The organism is Rhodobacter sp. TJ_12 (assembly GCF_020023995.1).
In the GTDB taxonomy this organism is placed as follows: domain Bacteria; phylum Pseudomonadota; class Alphaproteobacteria; order Rhodobacterales; family Rhodobacteraceae; genus Rhodobacter.
Genome location: NZ_NRRD01000115.1, coordinates 1 through 500 on the forward strand (window position 1 = coordinate 1; position 500 = coordinate 500).

At 66.0% G+C, this 500-nt stretch carries 1 protein-coding gene; it reads right to left on the reverse strand.

What is annotated here, in order from left to right; all coding sequences use genetic code 11:
* The coding region (locus CKO11_RS17470; protein ID WP_223641591.1) for a flavodoxin-dependent (E)-4-hydroxy-3-methylbut-2-enyl-diphosphate synthase at positions 1-500 on the reverse strand (500 nt) is incomplete at both ends.

Here is a 500-nt window from a genome sequence, read left to right on the forward strand (position 1 = left end):
TCAGCGCCTCGCCGGGACCGTTCACCACGCAGCCGATGATCGAGAGGCTCATCGAGGTGGTGACATGGGCCAGCCGATCCTCGAGTTCGGACACCGTCTTGATGACGTCGAAGCCCTGCCGCGCGCAGGAGGGGCAGGAGATGATGGTGACGCCGCGGTGGCGGAGGCCCAGAGACTTCAGGATCTCGTAGCCGACCTTCACCTCTTCCACCGGGTCCGCCGAGAGCGAGACCCGCAGCGTGTCGCCGATCCCCGACCAGAGGAGGTTCCCCAGACCCACGGCCGATTTCACCGTGCCGGCGGTCAGCCCGCCCGCCTCGGTGATCCCGAGATGGATCGGCGCATCCGTCGCATCGGCCAGCGCCTGATAGGCCGCCGCGGCAAGGAAGACGTCCGAGGCCTTCACCGAGATCTTGAACTCGTGGAAGTCGTTGTCCTGAAGGATCTTGATGTGATCGAGGCCCGACTCGACCATCGCCTCCGGACAGGGCTCGCCATAC